At 41.2% G+C, this 19547-nt stretch carries 17 protein-coding genes and 1 pseudogene; 17 read left to right on the top strand and 1 reads right to left on the bottom strand.

All coding sequences use genetic code 11. From position 1 onward, the window contains the following. Nucleotides 1-40: 40 nt before the first annotated feature. The 9 genes from era (at nt 41) to ROSEINA2194_RS20450 (ending at nt 8929) form a co-directional block, all read left to right on the top strand. Complete coding sequence (era, locus tag ROSEINA2194_RS12315) at nt 41-949, top strand: GTPase Era (protein ID WP_007887532.1); 909 nt, start codon at nt 41-43, stop codon at nt 947-949. Between the two features lie 80 nt (nt 950-1029). Continuing rightward, nucleotides 1030-1194: a hypothetical protein gene (locus ROSEINA2194_RS21180; RefSeq protein ID WP_007887531.1), complete on the top strand. Its 165-nt coding sequence runs from the start codon at nt 1030-1032 to the stop codon at nt 1192-1194. After that, on the top strand, nt 1133-1915 hold the full coding sequence (gene recO / locus ROSEINA2194_RS12310; protein ID WP_007887529.1) for a DNA repair protein RecO: 783 nt from the start codon (nt 1133-1135) through the stop codon (nt 1913-1915). The genes ROSEINA2194_RS21180 and recO overlap by 62 nt, the downstream gene beginning before the upstream one ends. Before the next feature lie 60 nt (nt 1916-1975). Further along, nucleotides 1976-2755 (top strand): hypothetical protein, encoded by a 780-nt coding sequence (locus ROSEINA2194_RS12305; RefSeq protein ID WP_007887528.1) that lies wholly within the window; start codon nt 1976-1978, stop codon nt 2753-2755. Between the two features lie 87 nt (nt 2756-2842). After that, a complete protein-coding gene (locus tag ROSEINA2194_RS12300; RefSeq protein WP_007887526.1) occupies nt 2843-4240 on the top strand; it encodes a glycine--tRNA ligase in 1398 nt (465 codons plus the stop codon). A 210-nt stretch (nt 4241-4450) separates the two neighbouring features. Then, nucleotides 4451-7087 carry a pyruvate, phosphate dikinase gene (ppdK, locus tag ROSEINA2194_RS12295; RefSeq protein WP_007887525.1) on the top strand — a complete coding sequence of 879 codons (2637 nt, stop codon included), beginning with the start codon at nt 4451-4453 and terminating at the stop codon, nt 7085-7087. A 410-nt stretch (nt 7088-7497) separates the two neighbouring features. Further along, nucleotides 7498-7989 (top strand): HAD domain-containing protein, encoded by a 492-nt coding sequence (locus tag ROSEINA2194_RS12285; protein WP_007887523.1) that lies wholly within the window; start codon nt 7498-7500, stop codon nt 7987-7989. Between the two features lie 180 nt (nt 7990-8169). Then, nucleotides 8170-8451: a hypothetical protein gene (locus ROSEINA2194_RS12280; RefSeq protein ID WP_007887522.1), complete on the top strand. Its 282-nt coding sequence runs from the start codon at nt 8170-8172 to the stop codon at nt 8449-8451. Nucleotides 8452-8467: 16 nt separating this feature from the next. After that, nucleotides 8468-8929, top strand: a complete 462-nt coding sequence (locus ROSEINA2194_RS20450; RefSeq protein ID WP_007887521.1) for a helix-turn-helix transcriptional regulator — start codon at nt 8468-8470, stop codon at nt 8927-8929. Between the two features lie 167 nt (nt 8930-9096). Here ROSEINA2194_RS20450 and ROSEINA2194_RS12270 read toward each other — a convergent pair whose 3' ends face one another. Further along, nucleotides 9097-9294: a helix-turn-helix domain-containing protein gene (locus ROSEINA2194_RS12270; RefSeq protein WP_007887516.1), complete on the bottom strand. Its 198-nt coding sequence runs from the start codon at nt 9292-9294 to the stop codon at nt 9097-9099. Between the two features lie 190 nt (nt 9295-9484). Between ROSEINA2194_RS12270 and ROSEINA2194_RS23585 the strand changes: the two are divergent. From ROSEINA2194_RS23585 to ROSEINA2194_RS12230, 8 genes and pseudogenes are all read left to right on the top strand, one after another. Further along, nucleotides 9485-11189, top strand: a pseudogene (locus ROSEINA2194_RS23585) (AAA family ATPase). A 73-nt stretch (nt 11190-11262) separates the two neighbouring features. Next, entirely contained in the window at nt 11263-12879 is a 1617-nt protein-coding gene (locus tag ROSEINA2194_RS12260; RefSeq protein WP_007887509.1) for an ASKHA domain-containing protein, read from the top strand. A gap of 95 nt (nt 12880-12974) precedes the next feature. Further along, nucleotides 12975-15578 (top strand): EAL domain-containing protein, encoded by a 2604-nt coding sequence (locus tag ROSEINA2194_RS12255; protein ID WP_007887507.1) that lies wholly within the window; start codon nt 12975-12977, stop codon nt 15576-15578. Then, entirely contained in the window at nt 15578-16306 is a 729-nt protein-coding gene (locus tag ROSEINA2194_RS19790) for a 4'-phosphopantetheinyl transferase family protein (RefSeq protein ID WP_007887505.1), read from the top strand. Before ROSEINA2194_RS12255 ends, ROSEINA2194_RS19790 begins: the two co-directional genes overlap by 1 nt. 76 nt (nt 16307-16382) lie before the next feature. Next, nucleotides 16383-16886 carry a transcription elongation factor GreA gene (gene greA, locus ROSEINA2194_RS12245; RefSeq protein WP_007887502.1) on the top strand — a complete coding sequence of 168 codons (504 nt, stop codon included), beginning with the start codon at nt 16383-16385 and terminating at the stop codon, nt 16884-16886. Between the two features lie 31 nt (nt 16887-16917). Beyond that, nucleotides 16918-17784 (top strand): methylenetetrahydrofolate reductase [NAD(P)H], encoded by an 867-nt coding sequence (metF, locus tag ROSEINA2194_RS12240; protein WP_007887499.1) that lies wholly within the window; start codon nt 16918-16920, stop codon nt 17782-17784. Nucleotides 17785-18034: 250 nt separating this feature from the next. Beyond that, nucleotides 18035-18661, top strand: a complete 627-nt coding sequence (locus tag ROSEINA2194_RS12235) for a hypothetical protein (RefSeq protein WP_044927857.1) — start codon at nt 18035-18037, stop codon at nt 18659-18661. A gap of 51 nt (nt 18662-18712) precedes the next feature. Then, nucleotides 18713-19486 (top strand): hypothetical protein, encoded by a 774-nt coding sequence (locus tag ROSEINA2194_RS12230; protein ID WP_172727116.1) that lies wholly within the window; start codon nt 18713-18715, stop codon nt 19484-19486. Nucleotides 19487-19547: the final 61 nt, after the last annotated feature.

Here is a 19547-nt window from a genome sequence, read left to right as displayed (position 1 = left end):
TACAATTATCTGAGTAAATAAATACAAAGAGAGGAAGTTTATGAACGAAAAATTTAAATCCGGATTTGTGACGATCATCGGAAGACCAAACGTGGGAAAATCCACATTAATGAACCATCTGATCGGACAGAAGATCGCAATCACATCGAACAAACCGCAGACGACCAGAAACCGCATCCAGACGGTCTATACGGATATGGAACGTGGGCAGATCGTATTTCTGGATACACCGGGGATCCACAGGGCAAAAAATAAACTTGGGGAGTACATGGTAAATGTGGCAGAGCATACCTTAAATGAGGTGGATGTGATCTTATGGCTTGTGGAACCGTCTAATTTTATCGGAGCCGGCGAGCAGCACATTATCGAGCAGTTGAAAAAAGTAAAAACACCGGTCATTCTGATCATCAATAAAGTGGATACCGTAGACCGTGAAAAAATCGTGGAATATATTGACACATACCGCAAAGTGTACGATTTTGCGGAGATTATTCCGGCGTCTGCACTGCGTGCAAAGAATCTGGACACGGTCATTGACATGATTTTCAAATATCTGCCGTATGGACCGCAGTTCTATGATGAGGATACGGTCACCGACCAGCCGGAGCGCGCTATTGTTGCAGAAATCATCCGTGAGAAGGCACTGCATGCGCTCGATGATGAGATTCCGCATGGAATTGCCGTTTATATCGACCGGATGAAGGGCAGAAAGGGACAGAATATCATTGACATTGACGCAACGATCGTCTGCGAGCGTGATTCCCACAAGGGAATTATCATCGGAAAAGGCGGTGCAATGCTCAAAAAAATCGGAAGCAATGCGCGTTACGAGATCGAGCGGTTATTGGATACAAAAGTAAATCTGAAACTTTGGGTGAAAGTGAAGAAAGACTGGCGTGACAGCGATTTTCTGATCAAAAATTTTGGATACAATAAGGACGAAATTTAAACCGTTGCCAATATTTAACGTGTATAAGGTTTTTCACAACGCAAATCCTATCTGTATACAGATGGCAGGAGGGAAAAACGATGGAGAAAACCTGGAACACTTTTTGGGAAACAGGACGGATTGACGATTATCTGGAGATATGCAGAGAAAAAGAGAGTGACAGAGAGCAGGAAGTAAGGCAGAATGGGGCAGAACCTTGTAATGACCGGAATGGTTTTAAATGCGATGCCGATTGGCGATTATGACAAAAGAATAACACTGCTCACGAGGGAGAGAGGAAAAATCACAGCATTTGCCAGAGGGGCAAGAAAACCAAACAGTCAGTTTTTAGCTGCGACAAATCCTTTCTCCTTCGGGGAATTTGAACTTTTCGAGGGACGTTCTACATATACAGTTGCCAAAGTGTCCATCCAGAATTATTTCCGGGAGCTTGCAGCAGATTTCAACGCTGCCTATTATGGATTTTATTTTCTGGAATTTGCAGATTATTATTGTCAGGAAAATAACGATGAGACAGAAATGTTAAAACTGCTTTACCAGACACTCCGGGCGCTCGAAAGCCCTGCTTTTTCCAACCGGCTTGTGAGATGTATCTATGAACTCCGGACACTCACAATCAACGGGGAAGCACCGAATGTGTTCGGGTGCACAAAATGCGGAAAAAAAGAGGCACTGCACTGGTTTTCGGGAAAGACGGCGCGCATGCTTTGCGATCACTGCGTGAATGAGTTAAGGCGGAAACCTGAAAATATGGCGGCGTTGCCGACCTATCAGAAAGTGCAGGAATCCACAGTCTATACCATGCAGTATATTATGACAGCAAAGCTTGCAAAACTTTACACGTTTTCTGTATCCGATCAGGTATTGTGGGAATTACAGCAGTGTATCAGGGAATACATGAAATATTATATCAACCATTCTTTTAAATCATTAAAAATTTTGGAAGAGGTTGAAAACATGATATAAAAATTGTATAATATCCAAGATTAACATTGAATGAAATAGAAAGAGGATGGAGTCTGTAACATGAAGAGATTAGGGTGTATTGGACTGACAATCATGATCTGCGCAGGTATGCTCGCCGGGTGTGGTTCCAGTCTGGAGGCAGACACAAATACCGTTTATGTTTCAAAACATGGCAAAGTAGTTTCAATGGATGTGGAACAGCTTGACCAGTCTTATTATGATGAGACGGAGCTGAAAGAGTTTGTGGATTCCGCAGTGGATGAGTACAATACAGAGAATGGAAAAAATTCTGTAAAAGTGGATGATCTGACCGTGGAAGATGGCACAGCAAAACTCCGGATGGACTATGAAACGGTGGATGATTATACAGCGTTTAATGGTGTGGAATTGTATGAGGGTAAAATCGTGCAGGCATTGGCTGCCGGGTATGATTTTGACACAGATTTTGCGGGCGTGGATAAAGACGGCAGTGTCACGGGAGTGACGAGAGGGGATATTCTCGCACAGGAAGATCTGAAAGTTGTCATTATTAAGGCAAATACCGATGTGAAGATTGACGGCAAAATTTTATATGTTTCCTGCGATAACGTGACGGTGACAGGAAAAGATTCTGTTTCCATTAAAGAGGGAACCGGAATCGAGAAAACCTGGATCACGGAAGCAGAAGAAGTACCATCCACAGAGGCCGTCTTGGAGACAGAAAGTACGGAAGACGCAGGGGATGTCATTGAGGGAGAAGTGATCATAGGAACAGAGGAAGCTTCCGGCAATGATGTAGTCACAAATCTTTCCGGCGGTTCATCCGGTACAGATGTCTATACTTATATCATTTACAAATAGGCTCGCGATGATACAATAAATCATAAGTACGAGTTATAAATAATTGCATAATACAGCAATAATATAATAGAATGTGAGGAATTTATTATGGAAAAGACGATGGACAAAATCGTAGCACTTGCAAAATCAAGAGGATTTGTATATCCGGGTTCTGAGATTTACGGAGGTCTTGCAAATACATGGGATTACGGAAATCTTGGTGTAGAGTTGAAGAACAACGTAAAAAGAGCATGGTGGCAGAAATTCATTCAGGAAAACCCTTACAACGTAGGTGTTGACTGTGCCATCCTTATGAATCCACAGACATGGGTTGCATCCGGACATCTCGGAGGATTCTCTGATCCGTTAATGGATTGCAAAGAGTGCCATGAGCGTTTCCGTGCAGATAAGATCATTGAGGATTTTGCTGCTGAGAAGAACATTGAATTAAAGGGCTCTGTGGATGGATGGACACAGGAAGAAATGAGAGATTTCATCGAGGAACATCAGATCCCATGTCCTACATGTGGCAAACATAACTTCACAGACATCCGTCAGTTTAACTTAATGTTTAAAACATTCCAGGGTGTTACTGAAGATGCAAAGAACACAGTTTATTTAAGACCTGAAACAGCACAGGGAATTTTCGTAAACTTTAAAAATGTACAGAGAACTTCCAGAAAGAAAATCCCATTTGGAATCGGTCAGATCGGTAAATCTTTCCGTAACGAGATCACACCGGGTAACTTTACATTCCGTACCCGTGAGTTCGAACAGATGGAATTAGAGTTCTTCTGTGAGCCGGGTACTGATCTTGAGTGGTTCCAGTATTGGAGAGGATTCTGCCGTGACTGGTTACAGACACTTGGTATCAAAGAGGATGAGATGCGTCTTCGTGACCATTCACCGGAAGAACTTAGCTTCTACAGCAAGGGAACAACCGATATTGAGTTCTTATTCCCATTTGGATGGGGCGAGTTATGGGGTATCGCTGACAGAACAGACTATGACCTCACACGGCATCAGAACGTATCAGGACAGGATCTCACTTACTTTGATGATGAAAAAGGTGAGAGATATATCCCATATGTGATCGAGCCATCTCTTGGAGCTGACCGTGTGGTACTTGCATTCTTATGTGCTGCTTATGATGAGGAGAACATTGGTACAGAGGAAAAACCGGACATGAGAACCGTGCTTCATTTCCATCCGGCACTTGCGCCTGTTAAGATCGGTGTACTTCCATTATCCAAGAAGTTAAATGAGGGCGCTGAGAAAGTATATGCACAGCTTGCAAAGAAATATAACTGTGAGTTTGACGACAGAGGAAATATCGGAAAACGTTACAGAAGACAGGATGAGATCGGAACCCCATTCTGTGTTACTTACGATTTCGAGTCTGAGACAGACGGAGCAGTGACTGTCCGTGACCGTGATACGATGGAGCAGGAGCGTATCAAGATCGAAGATCTGGATGCATATTTTGCAAAGAAATTTGAATGGTAAGAGTTCCATAATATGGAATAGAATTTCAAATTGTGAAATGTGCATAAAAAATAGGCGAAAAGAAGCAAAAAAGTTGTTGCCTTTTGGTTAATGTGTGGTATTATAAGTATGTGCGTTTTGGAAAAACGTGCATACTTGTGACAAGAACAGGGGTTAATGCTCTCTGTTTGAATAAAAGTTACAGTATTTTATATTAGGAGGAATTATAAAATGGCAAACAAATGGGTTTATATGTTTAGCGAAGGCGACATGACCATGCGTAACCTGCTTGGTGGTAAAGGTGCCAACCTTGCAGAGATGACAAGCATCGGACTTCCTGTACCACAGGGATTCACAATCACAACAGAGGCTTGTACACAGTATTATGAAGATGGACGTAAGATCAACGACGAGATCATGGCTCAGGCTATGGAAGGCGTTAAGAAAATGGAAGAGATCAACGGAAAGAAATTCGGCGATCTTAAGAATCCATTATTAGTATCTGTTCGTTCAGGTGCAAGAGCTTCTATGCCAGGTATGATGGATACTATCTTAAACCTTGGTTTAAATGACGAAGTAGTAGCAGCTATGATCGCTGGTAACCCAGATCCAGCATTCGAGCGTTTCGTTTACGATTCCTATAGACGTTTCATTCAGATGTTCTCTGACGTAGTTATGGAAGTTGGTAAGAAATATTTCGAACAGCTTATCGACAAGATGAAAGAAGAAAGAGGCGTTAAATTCGATATCGACCTCACAGCAGCAGACTTAAAAGAATTAGCAGAGCAGTTCAAAGCTGAGTACAAGAACCAGTTAGGAACAGACTTCCCTTCAGATCCTGTAGAGCAGTTAAAACTTGCTATTGAAGCTGTATTCCGTTCTTGGGACAACCCACGTGCAAACGTTTACCGTCGTGACAACGATATCCCATATTCCTGGGGAACTGCTGTTAACGTAATGCCAATGGTATTCGGTAACTTAAATAACGAGTCCGGTACAGGCGTTGCATTTACACGTGATCCAGCTACAGGTGAGAACAAACTTATGGGTGAGTTCTTGATCAATGCACAGGGTGAAGACGTAGTTGCCGGTGTTCGTACCCCAATGCCAATCGCACAGATGGAGCAGGAATTCCCAGAAGCTTACGCTGAATTCTTAAAAGTATGTGAGACTCTTGAGAATCACTACCATGATATGCAGGATATGGAGTTCACTGTAGAGAACAAGAAACTTTACATGTTACAGTGCCGTAACGGTAAGAGAACAGCTCCAGCTGCATTAAAGATCGCTTGCGACCTTGTTGATGAAGGACATAAGACAGAGGAAGAAGCAGTATTAATGATCGATCCTCGTAACTTAGATACATTATTACATCCACAGTTTGATGCTGCTGCATTAAAAGCTGCAACTCCACTTGGAAAAGGTCTTGGAGCATCTCCAGGAGCTGCTTGTGGTAAAGTTGTATTTACAGCAGAAGATGCTGAGGCTTGGAATGCAAGAGGAGAGAAAGTCGTATTAGTACGTCTTGAGACTTCTCCAGAAGATATCACTGGTATGAAGGCTTCCCAGGGTATCTTAACAGTACGTGGTGGTATGACATCCCACGCAGCCGTAGTTGCACGTGGTATGGGTACATGCTGTGTATCCGGATGTGGCGATATCGCTATGGACGAAGAAAATAAGAAATTCACATTAGCTGGAAAAGAGTTCCATGAAGGAGATTACATCTCTATCGATGGTACAACAGGTAACATCTATGATGGAGCTATCAAGACAGTTGATGCTACAATCGCTGGTGAGTTCGGTCGTGTTATGGCATGGGCTGACAAATACAGAACATTAAAAGTTCGTACAAATGCAGATACTCCAGCAGATGCTAAGAAAGCTCGTGAGCTTGGTGCAGAAGGTATCGGACTTTGCCGTACAGAGCATATGTTCTTTGAGGAAGACAGAATTGCTGCATTCCGTGAGATGATCTGCTCTGATACAGTAGAAGAAAGAGAAGCTGCTCTTGAGAAGATTCTTCCATATCAGCAGGGAGACTTCGAAGCACTTTACGAAGCATTGGAAGGTAACCCAGTTACAATTCGTTTCCTTGATCCACCTCTTCATGAGTTCGTTCCAACTGAAGAAGCAGATATCGAGAAACTTGCAAAAGCTCAGGGTAAATCCGTTGAGACAATCAAGAACATCATCGCTTCTTTACATGAGTTCAACCCAATGATGGGACACAGAGGATGCCGTCTTGCAGTTACTTATCCAGAAATTGCTAAGATGCAGACAAAAGCTGTTATCCGTGCAGCTATCAACGTACAGAAGAAACATTCAGACTGGACAGTAAAACCAGAAATCATGATTCCACTTGTATGTGAAGTTAAAGAGTTAAAATACGTTAAGAAAGTTGTTGTTGAGACAGCAGATGCTGAGATCGCAGCAGCAGGCGTTAAATTAGAGTATGAAGTTGGTACTATGATCGAGATCCCAAGAGCTGCTCTTACAGCTGATGAGATCGCTACAGAAGCTGATTTCTTCTGCTTCGGTACGAACGATTTAACTCAGATGACATTTGGATTCTCTCGTGATGATGCTGGTAAGTTCTTAAATGCTTACTATGATACAAAGATCTTCGAGAACGATCCATTTGCAAAACTTGACCAGAATGGTGTTGGTAAGTTAATGGATATGGCAATCAAACTTGGTAAACCAGTAAATCCAAAACTTCATGTTGGTATCTGTGGAGAGCACGGTGGAGATCCATCTTCCGTAGAGTTCTGCCACAAGATTGGTTTGGACTATGTTTCCTGCTCACCATTCCGTGTACCAATCGCTCGTTTAGCAGCAGCTCAGGCAGCTATCTCTCAGAAGTAGGCGAGTGATTTATCACTAAATTAAGAAGCAAAACTTTGAGAAGGTATTGCTGAATATGGATATATTTCTGTGAGAATTAATAACTTAATTCAATAGCAGGAATGAATATAATAAAAAGAACCTCACTACCGGTATTTCTATCAGTAGCGAGGTTTTTTTTCTTAGTGGTAAATTCTCTTTTAATTCTATTAATCTTTTTATTAAATATGCATTTGAAATAGCGAAAGCAGATGCAGTACATTTGAATGTTTTTCCGGAAAATCCTGGTGCGAAGAAATGTTATGAAAAAGCGGGATTTAAGGAAAGAACGTTAACAGAGAATGCGTTTAGTTTTAAGGATGAATCTTGGGGAAGATGTAATATGATTACTACAAGATAAAAACTGTGAATTTAGCGAGGAATTATATATTATGAAAGTAATATTTTTAGATATTGATGGTGTTCTTAACTCTAATTTCTGGAATGATACACATCAAAGAGAAATAAGTGATGGAACACTTATTGATGAAGAAAAAGTAATGTTATTGGGGCAACTTATAAGAAACACAAGTGCAAAGGTTATATTACATTCCGGTTGGAAGTTTTGGTTTGATAGTGAAGTAAAGCCATTGCGTAGAGAAGCAGAACGCTTGATAAGTATGCTTGAAAAGGAAGGTATAAAAGTCAATGGTGTAACTCCAGACCATACAACGGAGGAGATAAGAAAAAGCAAAAAATTTAGTCTTGTCAAAGCGAGTGAAATACTTGCATGGGTATCACAGTACGACAATATTGAAAAGTGGATAGTGATTGATGACCTTGATTTGCATAATGAAGAAATTAGAAAACATCAAATACTTACAGATGCAAGTATTGGTTTAACTGTCGAAAATATATGTGAAGCAGAAAGATTGTTATTGTAAACACGCACACTTTAAAATTTCAGTCTTCCGGTGAGATTGAAAGCGCACATGAATTTGAATTTTGCTTTCGATGACCAGAATGAAAATCGTTACCGTTGCGCCTGTTTTCACAAGCGTTGCGTGACATAAAAAGAATTCTATTTTAATATCAAAGTATCAAAAACAAAGGAGGTTCTTTTTATGTTGAAGGAATTAAAGAAAAACAAAATGAGTGTTGTTGCAACTGGAATTTTATTTGGTGTTATGGGGGTATTAATTATTCCTATGATAGCAGTAATTGTAAAAATATCGAATGCATTATCCCAAAAACATCCTAGGATATACAAGTATAGTATGATTGCTTTTATCGGTATGTTATTGGCAATTAGCCTATTTTGCGTTGTTATTAAACATCAGATGAGTTTTCTTGTAATAGTTGCTTGTTTAGCAATAACATTATGCGACACTATTAAAAACAGATAATAAATGGAGTACAACTATGGAAATATCAGATTTGATTAAATCAGCCAGAATTGAAAAGGGCTTGACCCAACAACAACTGGCTGATGTTGTCTTTGTTACGCGACAGACAATTTCGAAATGGGAATTGGGAAAAAGTGTTCCTGACCAAGCCTCTCTTATATTGCTATACCAGTATTTGGACATCAAGGATAATGAGAAAAAACAGTTATCAAAGCTTATTTTTAATAAGCAAAATATTATATTAATTTTGATTGCAATCTTATTTTCTCCTATGGTTATTGGAGTACGTTTTATCTGTTGTAAAATTGATAAGATTGAAAATCGAAAAATTAAAGCGGTAATCAAGGTTATTGGCTTTGTTGTATTCTCATCGTATCTAGTATCTTTAAAAGAAAATGTGGCGTATTTGTTAATTGGTATATTTTCTCTGGTGTATTTGTTATATCAATTCTATTTGAGTGGATTGGAAACTAAATGATTTGTGTCAGCAAGTTTAAGGCAAGCGATAATTCATGAAATTTCAGTTTAGAAGAGAGTTTAAATCTCAGCATTACCCCCTTCAACTATGGCACCTGCAATACAGCTGTGCACTACAAATAAGGGTTAAGGTAACACCATGTAATGTGTACTCTGCTCAGGCAGCTATCAGCAATAAATAAGAGTACTCATTCTTTGGAGAAGTTTTTTGTGTGTCTGCAGAAAAGAAAGTATTGTAAGTGGAATTGCATGTTCTCCATTTTCATATCTGGAATAAGTGCGCTGGTTTACATTCAGCAGCTTTGCAATATATTCCTGTGTATAATTGGAATCTTCTCTCAAATCTCGGATTCTTTGAATATTCATTTAAATGTCTCGTTTGCTTTTGTTCATAAAGAAACTAACATAAGAAAATCGGTGTTATTTTTGTTTAGCAACGACTTATCGGCTTGATACTTGTCAAACTAAATGGTAAAATTAAACCACACTAGGACAGGTCTACCTTGCTGTATGTAACCCAATCCTAAGACTAAAGCTTCGGAGGAGTGTGTAAAATATGCAGGAATTAAAAAAGCTTCCAGTCGGTTTTGAGAACTTTCAGGAAATTCGGAAGTTAGACTTTTATTATGTGGATAAAACAAAATTGGTAGAGCAGCTTCTTGAAAATTGGAGTAAAGTGAATTTATTTACCAGACCACGCCGATTTGGAAAAACCTTAAATATGAGTATGCTTAAGAGCTTTTTCGAGATTGGAACAGACACAGCATTATTTGATGGCCTTTATATTTCGCAGAATGAAGAACTTTGTAAGGAATATATGGGAAAGTATCCTGTTATATTTCTGTCTCTCAAAGGTGTAGATGGACTAACATTTGAAGAAGCACGGTCTGCCCTGTGTGAGTTGATTGCTGGCGAGGTGAGACGATTTAAGTTCTTGCTGAACAGTAGCAGACTGGACAATGACGAAAAGAATATATATCGTGATTTGATTTCACTTCAAGGGGAACAGGAAACTACTCTTGCAACGAAGCTGAAATTCTCACTTAAGAAAATTTCAGAACTTTTATATCAACACTATGGTCAGAAAACGATTGTTTTGATCGACGAGTATGATGTTCCACTTGATAAGGCCTTTCAGCATGGCTATTATAGAGAAATGGTGGCACTTATTCGTGGATTGTTCGGTGAAGCACTTAAAACAAATGATTTTCTACAGTTTGCTGTATTAACAGGATGCCTTCGGGTTTCCAAAGAGAGCATCTTTACTGGCTTGAATAATTTTAAGGTTTATTCGGCAGACGATGTTCGATATGATGAAGAATTCGGCTTTACGAATGAAGAAGTAAAAAAATTAGCTGGAAGACTACAATCTGCAGAAGCATTTCACAGAAGTGAAGGAATGGTATGATGGCTATCGTTTTGGTAATGCAGATATTTATTGCCCATGGGATGTAATCAATTATGTTGACGATTTGGTAAGTGAGGCTAAATCGCAGCCAAAGGCATATTGGATTAACAGTAGTGGAAATGATCTTGTAAAACGATTTATCGACATGGCAGATAAAACTACAAAGGATGAAATCGAACAATTGATTGTGGGAGAGGCAGTCGAAAAGAGAATCCGTTTGGATCTGACCTACGACGAGATTGATAACAGCATTGATAATTTGTGGAGTGTTCTTTTTACAACCGGATATCTCACAAAAAATGGTGATGTAGAAAATGGGATGTATAGATTGATCATTCCAAACAAGGAAGTCAGGGAAGTCTTTCTTTTACAAATCCGTGACTGGTTTGACCAGGTAGTTGCGAATGACCACGCATCTACGGAAAAAATCAACAGGGGTTTTCTTGAAGGAAAGACAGATGATATCCAGCAGGAACTTACAATGTTTCTTGGCGAAACAATCAGCGTTTTAGATACGAAAGCAAGAAACGAAGAAAAAGAGATTTTTTATCATGGTATTTTGATCGGTATTTTAAAAAATTATTCGGGCTGGGCGGTTAAATCGAATAGAGAATCTGGTGATGGATATGCAGATATTTTGCTTAAGCCTAAGAATCCAGATGTTGGAATCGTGATAGAACTGAAATACGCACATTCCATGAATGAACTTGACAAGGCGTGTGAACGAGCTATGGAGCAGATTAAGAATCACAGATATGACGCAGAACTCCGTGAGGATGGACGAAACGATCTTCTTGCATATGGAATTGCATTCTGTAAAAAACGTTGCAAAGTCGTAGTTGAAAAACTATAAAATACAAAAATCAGCACTGATTCCATCGAGGAAGCAGTGCTGATTTATTGCTTTTTCAAGGTGAAGGAAAAAAATGATTATAGACAGATCAAAACAACAGAAAAATCTTCTGGAAATGTTACAGGAAAAAAATGAATACATCAGTGCTCCATGCAATGGCAATGGAATCTGCGGAAAATGTATTGTGCGGTACAAACGTGGCGCAACAGAACCGACAAGGCGGGATAGAGAAGTTTTTTCGGAAAAACAATTGGAGGATGGATACCGTCTTGCCTGTCAATCTCATCCGGTAGGTGCATATGAAGTGGAACTCCCAGAGTCAGAAGAAACGATAGAAGTTCTTTCAGAGTGGGAGAAGCAGCAGAAAACGGATACAGAAGAACTTACAGAAGCTTATACCCAAACGCCAGCAGAAGCGAAAACAAGCGGCGGCATACAGGACAAAGAAACAGCAGAAGGAACGGCAGAGAAAACAGAAAATGCACTTTATGGAATCTGCATCGACATCGGAACAACGACTCTGGCGGCACTGCTTGTGAATCTGGAAACAGAGGCAGACTGCCAGACTGCTGTTTCCGTTAATCACCAGAGAACTTATGGATCGGATGTGCTTTCAAGAATTTCTGCATCTAATGGTGGAAAAAAGTGGGAGATACAGCGGTGTATCCGGCAGGATCTTCAGAAACTGATCAGGGAGCTTCTTCAAAAAGAAAAGATAACGGAACAGCAGATACAAAGGATCGTGATCGCTGGAAACACAACGATGTGTCATCTGCTTCGCGGATTTTCATGTGAGACGCTGGGTGTGGCACCTTTTCTGCCAGTTGACCTTTCATGGATGGAAGGCAGTGCTGCGGATTTTCTTGGAATGAAAGAATTGGATACAAAAGTTGTGATTTTGCCTGGAATCTCAGCATTTGTAGGGGCTGATATCATGGCTGGCATTGCAAAAATGAATATGCACAGATCCGAAGGATATCATTTGCTGCTGGATATTGGAACGAATGGGGAGATGGTGCTTGGAAATTGCCGTCATATGTATGTGACGTCCACGTCTGCAGGACCGGCGTTTGAAGGCGGAAATATTTCCTGTGGCATGGCGAGCATTCCGGGAGTGATCTCACATGTTTTCATGGAAGAGACAGGGAAAGCCGGATTTCAGGTGATCGGTGAAACAGATGGAGAAAATAAGAAACAGCAGGCGATCGGAATCTGCGGAACAGGTATGATCGATCTGGTTTATGAACTCCGGGAGCATCAGATGATCGATGAACATGGAACATATTCGGATCTTTATTTTGACACTGGATATGAACTGGCAGAAAAAGTAAAATTCACACAGAATGACATCCGGGAACTTCAGATGGCAAAAGCGGCGATCCGTGCAGGAGTGGATATTTTAGTAAAAAAGGCGGGCATTACGTTTGACGAAGTGGACGACTGTTATCTTGCAGGTGGATTTGGAACAAAGATAGATATCAAAAAGGCGGCAGGGATTGGCCTGATCCCGAAAGAACTGGAGATGAAAACGATCCCGGCCGGAAATACAGTTCTTGCAGGGACAAAAGAGGTTTTACTTGGCAGAATTTCAAAAGAAGAACTTGAAAAAATCCAGACCATGGCAGAAGTCATCAATCTGGCAGAAGAAAATGATTTTGAGGAGCTGTATCTCTCTTACATGGATTTTTAAGTAAACGACAGATAAAAATTCTTGTATTGAAAAGAAAAAATAAGTTTGTTATCATATAAGTATATGGTTTGTACGGAAGAAAAAGAATTTGACAGGTGGCTGAAACCACTACAAATGGAGAAGGACTGGCACAAGGGCATATGACAAGAAAACATACAATATTAATTGTGGATGATGCAAGACATAACAGGACTGCATTGCGGGACATTTTAAATGACAATTATATCGTGCTTGAAGCAGAAAATGGACAGAATGCATTAGCAGTTTTAGAGGAGAAGTATCAGGCGGTAACTGTGATCATTCTAGATCTGATCATGCCGGACATGAGCGGACTGGAACTCTTAGAAATTTTTCACAAAGATGCAAGGTATCAGAATATACCTGTGATCGCAATGTTGAGAGACATCAATGATGAGATCGAGTGCAAGTGTCTGGAATACGGAGCATGGGATTTGATGCGGAAACCTTATGATCCGACGATCGTGCGTTTTCGTGTAAAGAATGTGATCGAGCGCAGTCAGATGAGAGTGGATGATGAATTAAAGTACCGTGCGGAGTATGATGTGCTTACCGGCATTTTGAACAAATCAAAGTTCTTTTATAATACGAGAAATATGCTGAATATTTTCGGTACGGAAGATTTTGTGTTCATCAGGATCGATATTGAAAAATTCCAGCTGATCAATTCCTTTTTTGGAATGGATGAGGGTGATAATTTATTAAAGTATATGGCAGATTATCTGCAGAATGTGGAAAAAGAATATCGTTATATTACTTATGGAAGAATTGAGGCAGATATTTTTGCGGTATGCTTTTCTTATGAAAATGAGAAAGAGATCACAGACTTTGTGAAGAAATTCACGAATCAGATGGAAAAATATCCTCTGGATTTTGATATCACGCCTTTCTTTGGGATATATCTTGTGAAAAACCGTGATCTTTCCATCAACGAAATGTATGACAAAGCCAATCTTGCATCCAAAAACTGTAAGGGAAATTATATCCAGAACTATTTCTTTTACACAAAAGAGATGAGTGAGGAGATTATCAAGGAGCAGCGCATCATCAACAATATGAAGAATGCGCTGAAGAACGAAGGGTTTGTGCTGTATTTGCAGCCCAAATATGAACTTCAGCGAAATTCCATTGCAGGAGCAGAAGTTTTGGTGCGATGGATCACAGCAGATGGCAGGATGATATCGCCGGGAGAATTTATCCCGGTATTTGAGAGGAACGGTTTTATCCTGAAGCTGGATCAGTATGTCTGGGAAAAGACATGCCAGCTGCTTGCGGGATGGAGAGATGAGGGAAGAAAAATATTTCCGGTTTCCGTCAATATTTCGCGTGTAAGTCTTTATAATCCAAAAATTGTGGATGTGATCTGTGGACTGACAGAAAAATACAATATTCCACCGGAATGGCTGCAGTTAGAACTGACAGAGAGTGCATATACAGGAAACCCAAAAGCAATCAAAGAGATGATGGAACAGCTTCAGAAAAAAGGTTTTTCTATTTTAATGGACGATTTTGGAAGTGGTTATTCCTCACTGAATGTACTAAAAGATATTGCGGTTGACGTCCTGAAAATTGATATGAAGTTTCTGGATGGCTCCGGAGATGATGGCAGGAGTGAAAACATTCTGGCATCGGTAGTCCGCATGGCAAAGTGGCTGAACATGCCGGTCGTAGCTGAGGGTGCGGAGCGCAAAGAGCAGGTATCGTTTCTGCACAGCATCGGATGCGAATATGTGCAGGGATTTTATTTTGCAAGACCAATGCCGGTAAAAGAATATGAAAAGCTGTTGTATGAACAGCCATACTTTGAAGATGATGAGACAAGGAGAACATCCAACGATACGAATGCCATCTGGACAGCGAATATGCAGATGGAAATGATTTTCTCCAACATGATGCAGGCAGCCGCAATTTATGAGTACAGCGACGGAAATATTGAAGTGGTGCGTGTAAATGACGCTTATTTTGACATGTTTGGTTATCATGACACAGACCGTGTGCACAAAGAGATTGAGGGATCCATTGATCATGTTGACAGAGAAAGGTTTATGGATACTTTTGCACAGGTTGTGGAGAATCAAAGTACTGCGGAATGTGAAGTGAAACGTTTTCTCGAGTCTGGCAGGGAAATCTGGATCAAGCTCCGCCTGAAGTATATTAACAGGGTAGGGGATCGCCATATTATTTTTGGCTGCATTGACGATATCACGGTCCAGCGGGAGATGGACAATGAACTTGCAAAGTACCGTCTTGCACTGATGGAAGAAGAGGTAAACGAGAAAACCATGCTTGTCGTGGATGATATGGAGATTAACCGGGCATCGCTGGAGAGTATTTTTGAAACAGATTACCGTATCCTGCAGGCAGGAGATGGGGAAGAGGCACTTCGTATTTTAGAGGAACAGAATTATAAAGTGGATATGATCCTGTTAGATCTGATGATGCCTGGCATGAATGGACAGACGTTTATGCAGGAAAGGAAGAATGATCCAAGGATCTTAAATATTCCGGTGGTGATCATCACGGCGGATGATACAACAGAACAACAGGTATTGACGATGGAATTAGGTGCAAGCGATTATATTGTAAAACCGTTTATTCCGGAGATCGTGACCAGACGTGTGCAGAATGTCTGGGATTCCACAAGGCGAAAAAAAGAAGTTCTGCAGGAGCATCAGAAGTAGTGGATAAGCAAAAAAAACTGCGTGTGTTTTATTCAGATATCAGTGCCTTGCGTGACAGATCAGATCAACCACAGTTGTGGGAGTTTTTGTGCTGCGCCAGACAACAGAAAATAAAACAATGTAAAAATGAAGATGACAGGCTTCGTGCCTTTGGGGCAGGTTTGTTATTGGAATACGGTCTGCGGCAGTATGGTTACACGCAGACAATACCTGTGGGATCGTCTGCTGCAGCAGAGTTGGAGCAGACCGGACAAACACGGTCTTTGCAGCAGGTAAGATTCGTTTATGGTGAAAATGGGAAGCCGTATCTTGGGACAGGGCAGGGAGAACGGCTTCCGCTTATGTTTAACCTCAGCCATTCGGGCACGTATGTGGCAGCAGCTTTTGGCACAGAGGATATAGGTGTGGATGTGGAGCTGATGCGCACCGGAAAACAGAAGATCGCACAGCGTTTTTTTGCAGAAGATGAGAGGAAATATCTGGAAAAATGTTGGACAGATGAGGCTTTTACCGGAATATGGACGAGGAAGGAAGCCTATATCAAGGCGGTTGGAACAGGGATCGCAATGTCTTTGGATTCTTTTTCCACGATGGAAGAACAGGTGGGAGAATATTATCTGAAAACATGGAATGTCAAACGGGATGTCTGGCTGTCTGTCTGCCGGAAAGGGAGTGCAATCGAACGCTGTCTGCCGGAGAAAATCGCATTAGAACAGGTGTTTTTATAAGAGACAGATCTGCAGATCATAATGAGAATGGTACAGGATCAGTACCGATAGAGATGGAAAATGGAGGTTGGGATTCATGTATGACGAGTTGACCGAACAGGACATAAAAAAAATGGAAGAAGAGATTGAGTATCGGAAGCTGGTTGTGAGAAAAAATGCGCTGGAAGCAGTCAAAGAGGCACGTGCACATGGCGACCTCAGTGAAAATTTTGAATACCATGCAGCAAAAAAAGACAAAAATCAGAATGAGAGCCGTATCCGTTATCTGGAGAAAATGATCAGAACGGCAAAGATTATTTCCACGGATTCTGCGGATGATGAAGTCGGAATGAACAATACCGTTACCGTCTATTTTGAGGATGATGACGAGGAAGAAACCTATAAAATTGTCACAACCATCCGCGGCAATTCCCTGAAAAATCTGATCAGTAACGAATCGCCTCTCGGAAAAGCATTGTTGGGACACAAAATAGGTGACCGCTGCGAAGTAAAAGTAAACGATAACTATTCCTATTTTGTAGAGATACGAAAAATCGAGAATACGGTGGATGATGGAACGGATAAACTGAGAAGTTTTTAATATATAAGAAAGAAGATTGAGGAACAAAAAGATGAGATTAACAGAATTATTAAACAAAGATGAAGTGACGATTTCCTGCGAGCTTTTTCCACCAAAACAGGGTGCGCAGTTGGAAAATTATAAAAATATCGTAAAAGATATGGCGGCATTAAAGCCGGCATATATGAGTGTCACTTACGGCGCAACAGGTGGAACATCTGATTATACGGTAAAGCTAGCAGAGGAAGTACGTAACAATAACATTCCGGCGTTGGCACATCTGACCTGTGCCTCTTCCACCAGAGAAAAGGTGGCATCTGTCATTGAGGAGTTAAAGGCAGCAAATATCGAGAATATCCTTGCACTCCGTGGCGATATTCCTGCAAATGCAGATTTTCCGCTGCCGGATCAGTACAAGCACGCAAGTGAACTGATCGCAGATATCAAAGCACAGGGTGATTTCTGTATCGGTGGTGCATGCTACCCGGAAGGACACCCGGAAGCAGCAACGATTTTTGAAGATCTCGACCATTTGAAAGAGAAAGTGGATGCAGGATGCGAGTTCCTCACCACACAGATGTTTTTTGACAATAACATTTTATACAATTTTATGTACAAGGCATTAAAAAAAGGAATAGATGTTCCGATTGTAGCAGGCATTATGCCTGTCACCAACGCAAGCCAGATCAAACGTATCACATCTTTGTCCGGCAATATGGTTCCACCGAGATTTCTTGCGATCGTAGACAGGTTTGGAGACAACCCGACAGCAATGCGTCAGGCGGGAATTGCATATGCAACAGAGCAGATCATTGATCTGATCGCCAACGGTGTCAATCATGTGCATATTTACACGATGAATAAACCGGATGTTGCAGGAGAGATTTTGGACAATCTTTCCAATATCTATGTGAGATAGTGGATGTAAAATGATTGCTTAAAATGTGAAGAAAAATCAATATTTATGAAATGACAGGATACCTCCTGAGCAGATGCGGGTAACAACCCCGAATCTGCCGGGAGGTATTTTTGCGTAATTGAAGAAACAAAGTGCATTTTTCGTGCGGTCTGCTGCATAAAATATTCGTGTGACCATTGTGTGACCGGGGATACCTATAATAACACAAGGATTTATAAAAAATTCAATGGATGAGCGGAGGAGATGGAGAGTGAAGAAAAAATACATGCTTATGGGAATCGCTGCAGTATTGATCCTGGCAACGATGGTTGGCGGAACGCTTGCAGCTCTGAATACAAAAAGTGAAAAGGCAGTGGCAAATATTTCCATTAAGAGTGTGGGAGTCACGGTGATCGGGGATCAACCTGTGGCACTGGCAGACGGCGGGGAAAAAGAACCGGTTACGATCGTACCGGGGGAAACGATCATCATGCCGAAGGCAGTACAAAACGATATCCCGGATGGTTATGATGTGTATGTAAAAGTAGTCATTTATCATGCATGGGATACAAAAAGCGGCGGACTTGTGAGTGCAGGGGAGGCGGATGATATCTATGTACATAATCAGGACTGGATCATCGGGTATGAGGATGATGAGCAGATGGTGATGTACTACACAAAGCCGCTGGCTCCAGAACAGACGACAACAAACTTTATGGACGGAATTCATTTTAAGGAATCTATGGGAAATGGATTTGCAGATGCAGTCTATACGTTAGAATACGAAGTTACGGCAGTTCAGGCGAATAACGCAAAAGATGCGATCGCAGCAGAGCTTGGCGTGTTCCCGGAGTTTGATGAAAATGGAACGATTTTGTCTGTTTCAGAAACAAGATAACGGTTGAAGGAGATTGGATCATATGAAAATAAAAACATAGCAGCCGTTCTGTTGCTTATTTGGACTTGTGGATTTTCATCGGTGGTCAGTGCGGCGGAAATTCAGACTGTGCAGCTGACAGAGGAAAATCAGCTTGTGTATACAAAAGATAAGACAGAACTTGCCGGTGCTTTTGATGGCATGACACCCGGAGACAGCAGGACCGTTGTCATTAAAATCGAGAATCAAAACAGTCATAAGGCATCTTTTTTTATTTCGCAGAAGACAACGGATGCTTTGGAAGAAGCAGGAAAAGCGTCTGGCGGAGCATATGAGTTTCAGGTGGAGATCGGCAATGATACCGGAAGGATATCTTTGCTGGATGCAGATGCCGGTGGATATGCGGAAAATGTGGCAAGTGCCGAAGGTTTAGCAGAAATTACAGAATTGAATGAGTATCGTTATATGACAGCTCTGGATCCGGGGGAGTCGGCGGATGTCTATGTGACATTGACCTTAGACGGCGAGGGCATGGACAGCGCAGATGGAATTGATTATTCGCGTGCAGCAGGTGCGATGGAATTTGAATTCCGGGCGTACTATGCAGACGACAGAAAGCCGGTTGTGATCACAAATTATGTGACGGAGCACGGAGAAGACAATGTGGTGACAAAGGTTGTAAAGAAAGTGATTCCAAAGACTGTCACAGAACAGCTTGTTCCACTGGCAAATGGTGTCAGGACAGGAGATCCTCTGACAGTGACGGTATCTGCAGGAGTTCTGGTGGCAGGTATAGTGATTGTTAGTATCGCAGTGAAAAAAAGAAAGGTGGAGCGCAAGTCATGAAAAAAGTAAAAAAATAATTACGGGCTTTCTTACGGTTTTTATCTTCATGGCGCTGGTGCTT

The organism is Roseburia inulinivorans DSM 16841 (assembly GCF_000174195.1).
In the GTDB taxonomy this organism is placed as follows: Bacteria; Bacillota; Clostridia; order Lachnospirales; family Lachnospiraceae; genus Roseburia; species Roseburia inulinivorans.
This window is presented reverse-complemented; position numbering and strand designations above follow the sequence as displayed.